Raw genomic sequence first — 8,521 nt, forward strand, 5'->3', positions numbered from 1 at the left:
GGCAAATTTCTTAGAAGAATTTTTGGTGGACAAGCCGCTCATAGGGATTATTTTAGGAACTGGCTTGGGAGGTTTGCTCAATGACATAGAGCTAATCAAAGAGATTCCTTATCAAGAAATACCTCATTTTCCTACCTCCACAGTCACTTCTCATAAAGGCAAATTAATACTTGGAAGATTTGGAGGGAAGCTTGTACTGGCTATGGAAGGCAGGTTTCATTACTATGAAGGCTACACGATGAAAGAAGTCACTTTCCCAATTAGAGTGATGAAGAGGATAGGTATTCAACATTTGTTGATATCTAATGCTTCAGGGGGACTAAACCCCGAGTTTGAGATTGGTGATGTCATGGTCTTAGAAGATCACATTGATCTTTTTCCTGAAAACCCATTGAGAGGAAGGCATGAGCAAGCTTTTGGGGACCGTTTTCCTGACATGAGTGAGGCCTACGATAAAGAAATGATTTCACTGGCCTTTCAAGTAAATCAAAAGAACCATACAACTTTGCGAAAAGGAGTATATGCTGGAGTTCAAGGGCCAAACCTAGAAACACCGGCAGAGTACAGGTACCTGAGGACAATTGGTGCAGATGCAGTAGGAATGAGCACTATCCCTGAAGTAATCGTTGCCGTCCAATCAGGCATGAGAATTTTTGCTCTTTCCGCCATTACGGACCTATGCACACCGGGAAATATTAAGAAAATCGCCCTAACAGATATTCTTCAGGCAGCTGCCAAAGCGGAACCTTTAATGCAAAAAATCATCCTGGAATTAGTGAAAAAAATCTAAATCCACTTATTCTAATTAGCCTTTTAAAAATTGACAATTGTTTTTCCATAATTAAAACCAACATTTCACGCTACTCATCAACAACCCATATTTTTTCATGGCACCAATCCTTGGAAATAGGCAATAGATTTTCAGCATATTGAGTCCCTCTCCGAAATAATTGGTAGGATTGGAACAATTATTGGACGGTTTCCAAAAAAACTAAAACAACTATGGAAAAAGTATTGATAATTGGAGCAAATGGCAACATAGGTAGGATATTGTCCGAAAACCTTGCAGCACATTCAGATTATTCACCTGTGGCCATGATTCGGGAAAAATCTCAAGAGGAGTATTTTGAAAGCAAGGGCATTTCTACGGTCATTGCTGATCTGGAAGAAAATTTTGAGCATGCCCTTCAAAATATAGACAAGGTGATTTTTGCAGCAGGATCCGGTGCAAAAACAGGAAAAGACAAAACGGACTTGGTAGACAAACAGGGGGCCATAAAAAGTGTAGATTATTCCATTAAACATGGCATTAAAAAGTTTGTCATGTTAAGTTCCAGAGGGGCGGAGAATGCAGAAAAGGCGGATGAGACCATGCAACATTATCTTTTGGCCAAAAAAGCTGCGGATGAATACCTCAAAGCTACCAACCTCCCATATGCCATTATTAGACCAGGCAGTTTAACTGACGGCCCCTTCACAGGAAAAATAAAGGTAGCAGATATTTTCAATGAAAAGGGAGGCATTTCAAGGGCAGATGTTGCAGCTGTCTTGATACACATGTTGGATCATGGAATTGATGGCAAGCAGGTTTTTGAAATATTAGAAGGAAAGGTGGACATCCCTGATGCCATTCGTTTATTCCTTAAAACCGGCCAATCAGTAACCTAAAATTCTTATTTATTAGAATTTAGCCATTTATCATTTTTTTAGTTAAATTTATTGGAACAGTAACCCAAGAAAGATAACTATGATACATTGGCTCACCTATTTGTTTTCAACTGTTTTAATAAACGATTCCCCCGAACCACAATTTCAAGAACAAACCCTGGACAGCAATATAGAGATAGGCTATGGCCTAGCTATAGGAGATGTGAACGGTGATGGAAAGCCTGACATTTTATTGGCCGATAAAAAAGAATTTGTTTGGTACAGAAATGGTGATTGGCAAAGGTTTGTAATGGTGGAAAACCTCACAGAATCTGACAATGTTTGCATTGCTGCAAGAGACATAAATGGAGATGGTAAAGTGGAAGTAGCTGTTGGAGCCCAATGGAACCCTAGTGAGACGGTAAACAAGCAAAAATCTGGTTCCGTACATTATCTTATCAGGCCAGATGACCCAACTCAAACTTGGGAACCTGTTAAATTGCACCATGAACCTACCGTTCACCGCATGCGCTGGGTAAAGGCTGCAGAGGATTTGTTTCATCTTGTAGTTTTGCCTTTACATGGCCAAGGAAACAAAGGAGGTGCGGGAGAAGGTGTCAAGGTCATTGCTTATGAACAGGAGGACGAAAAAGGGAGACAATGGAAAAATTGGGTAATTGACCAGAGTATGCACGTAACCCATAATATGGATCCGGTTCCCGGAGAAAAAGGGGAAGCATTGCATATCGGAGGTAAAGAAGGTGTTAAAACTTTCACTTATGAAGATGGTGATTGGAGGTCGGGAAGCAAAGAAGGCTGGCTAATCAATGAGTATGGTTTTGGTGAAATACGCATAGGTAAGGGTGCCAAAGGCAAGCCATTCCTTACCGGAGTAGAACCTTTTCATGGACCTACACTTTCTGTATATACTTCTGAAGAGGATCAACCATTTGCTTTGGGAAATTTAAACCGTACAGTGCTTACAGCTGCCATGAAACAAGGACATGGTTTAGCCACCGGAGACCTATTAAATATGGGCATGGACCAAATTGTGGTGGGATGGAGAGAGCCCAATGATAATGGAGATTTGGGAATAAAAATATTGGTTCCACAAGAGGATGGATCATGGGAAAAGCATTGGCTGGACAAGAATGGTATGGCTTGCGAGGATTTAAAAGTTGCAGATTTGGATGGAGATGGGAAACCGGAAATAATAGCCTCAGGAAGAGCCAGTAAAAACTTAAAAATCTACTGGAATAAAAGTTATTAAATAAATAATTGCCACTTTTATACGATCCAAATGCTTTATCCTATGAAAACCGTCTTCTTCACCCTTCTTTTGTTGTTGTCCATTACCATCAATAACCAAGCTCAAGACCTATCTTCGATAGCCAATCAATTTATTGAAAGTCTTGATCCTGAATTGAAAAAACAAGCCTGTTTTCCTTTTGACCACAGCGAACGCTTCAACTGGCACTTTGTACCCAGAGAAAGAAAGGGACCAACCTTTCATGACTTCAATGCGGAACAAACCGGCCAAGCGCTGGATTTGATGCGTGCTTCCTTGGGCACCGTAGGCCAAGAAAAAGCCGCGGCCATTATCGAACTTGAAAATGTATTGCGTGAAGTAGAAAACAGGCCTGAAAATGATACCTATAGAGACCCTTTGAATTATCATTTTAGCGTTTTTGGCAAACCCTCCTCAAATAAGCCTTGGGGCTGGAGGTTAGAAGGCCATCATTTGTCCCTGAATTTCTCCTCTGCAGAGGGAACCATTACCTCCGCCACACCCTCCTTTATGGGGTCCAACCCGGGTATTGTGTTGGCAGGGTCACAAATGGACAGGCAAGTATTGGCGGATGAAACCAATATGGGTTTTGAATTATTGCACTCCTTGAGTGATTCACAGAAAGAAAAAGCCCTATTTGCAGACAAAGCTCCTGCTGATATCATTACCAGTAATGATAGAAAAGCAAAATTACTTAGTCAAAGCGGTATCAAGGGGAGTGATTTGAAAGCGGATCAGTTGCTATTACTTAAGAGACTTGTTGGCATCTATCTTTCTCGATACACAACTGAGTACCACAGCCAATTAATCAATAGAATCAAAAGCACAGGTTGGGAAAACATGTCCTTTGCCTGGGCAGGATCTCAAACCAATAAAGTGGGCAATCCGCATTATTACAGTATTCAAGGTGCAGGACTTTTGATAGAATATGACAATGTTCAAAACAATGCCAACCATGTTCATGCGGTAATGAGGGACTTGGAAAACGATTTTGGAGGAGACCTACTTCAAAGCCATTATCTCCAAGACCATTTAGGCAATAATATGGCGCACATTAATGATTAAAGAATAATTTATAGCAACCGATGGATGGGAAAGTGGGCAAGAAATTGTTTAATACTGAATGTCCATAATTTCAAACACCCTTTCCGTTTTCGGCAATTCTAGAATTGCATGGTCTCCAATTTTCTTATCCATAAGTAACTTTGCTATTGGAGAAACAAAAGAGATCTTTCCTTTTGAAACATCTGCTTCATCCACCCCTACAATTTGGTATATAATGTTTTCTTTAGCCCTGTCTATTTTAAGGATTACCTTTGCACCAAAACGCACTACATTAGGCGGCTGCTTGCTTAAGTCAACAATTATAGCATTATTTATTCTTCCATTTAGCAACTTTAGCTTTGCATTGATATGATTGAATGCTATCCTCCGATCCTTATCATCACTGATATCCAATTGCTCTCGTTCCGTTATTAGCTTGTTCTTCTCCGCTAACAGTTCTTCCATACCCGCTTGTGTCACATAATTCGCAACTCCCGCTGGTAAGTCAGCCCTAGGGGGAACCAGTGGAATTTCTTCCTGATCATCTTCTTTCACAAATCCTCTACTCATTTTTTTAAGCTTTTTGTATAAAATTCACTTCGCTCTATCCTCAACTTTTGTATCCTTAAAGCTATTATAACAACAAGAATACCGCATAAAGTAATCAAGATCCCTCTTGTCAAAAATCTTTGGAAGTCATTATTTCCAAGGTTTTATAAAATATAGGCAGTCAATATTTCACTATAGGAAAAACCTTACAAAAAAGAAGCCTAAATCGTAGTATTTAGAAAAAATTAAACAACAAAGCCATAAAACAAGAAGTACTCTTTATGATTAGGCATTTTTCAAAAGACTTTTTATCAATAGTTTCATTTAATACTCAAAAACACCTTATCTCCATCCATAATTCTGGAAAGAATCAATCCGGTTGGTTTTAAATTGAAAGGTGAACTCCTCCTTCAAAACATTATCCCTCTACTTTATTTTTCTTAAAAGGATAGCTTATTTGCTGCCAAAAAGTTTTTGGGAATTTCTCCACTCCATCAAAGCCTAATGGAATGTCCCTTCCTTCGTGGGGAATATAGGCTGTACCAAATAAATAATCCCAAACACTTAATGTGAGCCCGTAATTGACTCCATGGATGCCTTTGGGTAGGTCCTTGGCATGGTGCCAAATATGCATAATGGGATTGTTAAGTAGGTATTTAAAAGGACCATAGGTTATTCTCAGGTTGGCATGGTTTAGGTGACCAATCGCTGTGGCAAATATGTGGACGATAAAAAAATCCGTTAAACCAAAGCCGATCATGGCAAGGGGAATGTATTGAGCTGTTTTGTACAGAATGGTTTCCATCCAATGAAATCTTAGATGAGCTGCAAAGCCCATCTGCTCCACCGAATGGTGTACTTTATGAAACTCCCAAAAGGCAGGCACCCGATGTAATAGGCGATGCACATTCCATTGAATAAAATCAGCCACTATAAAGAGCGTTAAAAACTGCGCCCAGGCAGGCCAAGAACTTATTTCTATGGCCACAACATTTTTGATACCAAAAAGACCCAAGAAATCATTGAATGCCTCCACAGCTACATTAGAGATTGCATTGAATGCAATCAGTGAGAATAAGAAAAAATTGAAAAACATATAAAACCCATCTAACCAAAAATCTTTTCTGAGGGCCGGCTGACCTTTTCTCCATGGAAACACCAACTCTAACAACCAAACGAATAAAGAAAGTCCCACCAACCACCAGAAATAATTTCCCCAAGACGGATACATGATCTCATTGACCAGGTAATTAAAGTAGCCGTAATAGGCATCCCCTATAATTTTCAAATATCTCTCCATAACTCTTCTTCAAAAACTGCCCACCTATTGCTAAAATTCTTATAAATAGCTTTTCGACTTTTAAATAGTCCCAAGCTAACAACCTATTTATTTTAATTTTGGTTTAGGGGGATTGAATAAATACACCTTATACGATTACCTAAAATTAAGCTGATAATTAGTGTCATTTAGTGACTTTGGTTACAGTTTGTATTTATTCACCGTATTAAACCAAAGAATTAATGAAAACGACATATAAATTTGTTATTATTAGGTATCAAAAACAGTAAATTAATTACACAGGCATGTATTTTAGTACTGACGAAAAGCTAATACCCAAATCAAAAATCCCAGCTGGTGAGCTTAAAGATAAATGGTCCAAATTCAAAGATCAGGCGAAGCTCATCAGTCCTAATAACCGGAAGAATTACAATGTGATCATTGTCGGAACCGGTCTTTCGGGAGCTTCTGCTGCGGCCTCTTTAGCTGAGCTTGGTTACAATGTATCTGTTTTTTGTTTTCAGGACTCCCCCAGAAGAGCTCATTCTGTAGCTGCCCAAGGAGGTGTAAATGCCATGAAAAATTACAAAAATGATGGGGACAGTATTTACAGGATGTTTTATGATACTCTGAAAGGAGGAGATTTTAGGGCCCGGGAAGCCAATGTTTACAGGCTGGCAGAATGTTCAGCCCATCTAATTGACCAAGCGGTTGCACAGGGAGTTCCTTTTGCCCGTGAATACAGTGGTTATTTGAGCAACCGCTCTTTTGGGGGTGTACAGGTAAGCCGTACTTTTTATGCAAGAGGACAAACAGGCCAGCAGTTACTGTTGGGTGCCTATCAGGCCTTAATGCGTCAGGTAAAAGCTAAGAAAATAAAGAGTTATACCAGACATGAGATGCTTGACCTTGTATTAATTAATGGTGTGGCCAAAGGCATTATTGCAAGAAATCTCGATACCGGTGAAATCACTAGACATACTGCCAATGCTGTCGTGTTGGCTACCGGTGGTTTTGGAAAAATTTATTATTTATCAACCCTAGCTATGGGTTGCAATGGATCAGCCATTTGGCGGGCTCATAAAAAAGGCGCCTGGGTCGCTAGTCCCAGTTGGACTCAAATTCACCCAACCTGCTTGCCACAGTCAGGCACCTACCAGTCCAAACTCACCCTAATGTCAGAATCCCTGCGGAATGATGGCAGAATCTGGGTTCCTTTGAGCAAAAATGATAACAGAAAAGCCGCTGACATCCCTGAAGAAGACCGTGATTATTACCTTGAGCGTCGGTATCCTTCCTTTGGGAATTTAGCGCCTAGGGACATTGCTTCTCGGGCAGCCAAAGAAAGGGTGGATGCCGGCCATGGTGTCGGCACTTTAAAAAATGCGGTTTATCTTGATTTTAAAGATGCCATCGAAAGACAAGGAAAAGAAACCATTGCTAAGAAGTACGGGAACTTATTTGACATGTACCAAAAAATCACCGGGATCAATGCCTATAATGAACCGATGAAAATCTCCCCAGCAGCTCATTTTTCTATGGGTGGTCTCTGGGTGGATTATGAATTGAGTACCAATATACCTGGGCTATTTGCGATAGGTGAGGCCAATTTTGCTGACCATGGTGCCAATAGACTTGGAGCCAATTCCTTACTACAAGCCTGTGTGGATGGTTATTATATTTTACCACAGACCCTGCCCCATTATCTTGCCCAATTGGGTAAACCTGACCCCATCAATACTGATAACCCTGCTTTCATAGAAAGTGAGCTTAGGGTTAAAAAGCAACTAGAAGAATTTGGCGAAATAAATGGAAACAGAACAGTGGATTATTTCCACCGAGAGCTTGGGAAAATTCTATATGACAAATGCGGGCTTAGCCGGTCAGAAAAAGGTTTGACAACCGCCATTGAGGCCATTAAAAATTTAAGAAAATCTTTCTACAGAGACCTAAAAATTCCAAAAAATACTGGTGGAATTAATGAAGAACTAGAGAAAGCCGGACGTGTTGCCGATTACCTCGAAATAGCTGAATTGATGTGTATTGATGCATTAAGTAGGGAGGAGTCTTGCGGGGCACATTTTAGAACAGAGCACCAGACCAATGAGGGTGAAGCCATTCGGGATGATAAGGATTTTAACTTTATATCCTGCTGGCAGAAATCAGACCATGGCCCTGTATTAATCAAAGAAACCCTTGATTTTGAATTTACAAAACCTACGGAAAGGAGTTATAAATAATGGAATTCAAACTTAAAATCTGGAGACAAGAACAATCGTCCAATAGTGGAAAAATGATAAGCTATGAGGTAAAGGACATTTCTCCGGACATGTCTTTCTTAGAGATGCTTGATCAACTCAATGAAAATTTGTCACTCAGTGGGCAAAGCCCCGTATCATTTGATTCAGATTGCAGAGAAGGTATCTGTGGACAATGTGGTCTCTTTATCAATGGACGAGCACATGGACCCAATGCACATACCAGCACCTGTCAACTCCATATGAGGTCTTTTCAAGATGGAGAAACCATCTATATAGAGCCTTTCAGAGCTGCGGCATTTCCTGTAAAGAAAGATTTGAAAATAGACCGAAGTGCCTTAGATCAAATCATCATTTCGGGAGGATTCATTAGTGTCAACACAGGACAGGCCCCAGAAGCCAATCAAACCCTTATAAGCAGCGACACTGTAGAGTCCGCTTTTGATGCTGCCGCTT

The 8,521-nt window shown here is 40.2% G+C and carries 8 protein-coding genes; 6 read left to right on the top strand and 2 right to left on the bottom strand.

Annotation, left to right across the window (positions count from 1 at the left end; genetic code table 11):
- Positions 1–22: 22 nt before the first annotated feature.
- The 4 genes from AAC037_RS13235 (at position 23) to AAC037_RS13250 (ending at position 4,000) form a co-directional block, all read left to right on the top strand.
- Positions 23–790: a purine-nucleoside phosphorylase gene (locus AAC037_RS13235; RefSeq protein WP_339903438.1), complete on the top strand. Its 768-nt coding sequence runs from the start codon at positions 23–25 to the stop codon at positions 788–790.
- Positions 791–1,002: 212 nt separating this feature from the next.
- Positions 1,003–1,668, top strand: a complete 666-nt coding sequence (locus AAC037_RS13240; RefSeq protein ID WP_339903431.1) for an SDR family oxidoreductase — start codon at positions 1,003–1,005, stop codon at positions 1,666–1,668.
- A 79-nt stretch (positions 1,669–1,747) separates the two neighbouring features.
- Positions 1,748–2,917: a VCBS repeat-containing protein gene (locus tag AAC037_RS13245; RefSeq protein WP_339903432.1), complete on the top strand. Its 1,170-nt coding sequence runs from the start codon at positions 1,748–1,750 to the stop codon at positions 2,915–2,917.
- A 42-nt stretch (positions 2,918–2,959) separates the two neighbouring features.
- Positions 2,960–4,000 (top strand): DUF3500 domain-containing protein, encoded by a 1,041-nt coding sequence (locus AAC037_RS13250; protein ID WP_339903433.1) that lies wholly within the window; start codon positions 2,960–2,962, stop codon positions 3,998–4,000.
- A 48-nt stretch (positions 4,001–4,048) separates the two neighbouring features.
- Here the strand turns inward: AAC037_RS13250 and AAC037_RS13255 are convergent, their stop codons facing one another.
- Both AAC037_RS13255 and AAC037_RS13260 read right to left on the bottom strand, forming a co-directional pair.
- Positions 4,049–4,549, bottom strand: a complete 501-nt coding sequence (locus AAC037_RS13255; RefSeq protein WP_339903434.1) for a GreA/GreB family elongation factor — start codon at positions 4,547–4,549, stop codon at positions 4,049–4,051.
- Between the two features lie 397 nt (positions 4,550–4,946).
- Positions 4,947–5,828 carry a sterol desaturase family protein gene (locus tag AAC037_RS13260; protein WP_339903435.1) on the bottom strand — a complete coding sequence of 294 codons (882 nt, stop codon included), beginning with the start codon at positions 5,826–5,828 and terminating at the stop codon, positions 4,947–4,949.
- A gap of 284 nt (positions 5,829–6,112) precedes the next feature.
- Here AAC037_RS13260 and AAC037_RS13265 point away from each other — a divergent pair, with 284 nt between their 5' ends.
- Both AAC037_RS13265 and AAC037_RS13270 read left to right on the top strand, forming a co-directional pair.
- A complete protein-coding gene (locus AAC037_RS13265; RefSeq protein WP_339903436.1) occupies positions 6,113–8,047 on the top strand; it encodes a fumarate reductase/succinate dehydrogenase flavoprotein subunit in 1,935 nt (644 codons plus the stop codon).
- On the top strand, positions 8,047–8,521 hold a 475-nt coding region (locus tag AAC037_RS13270; protein WP_339903437.1), incomplete at its 3' end, for a succinate dehydrogenase/fumarate reductase iron-sulfur subunit. The genes AAC037_RS13265 and AAC037_RS13270, both read left to right, overlap by 1 nt.

Source organism: uncultured Cyclobacterium sp. (genome assembly GCF_963976465.1).
GTDB lineage: Bacteria > Bacteroidota > Bacteroidia > Cytophagales > Cyclobacteriaceae > Cyclobacterium.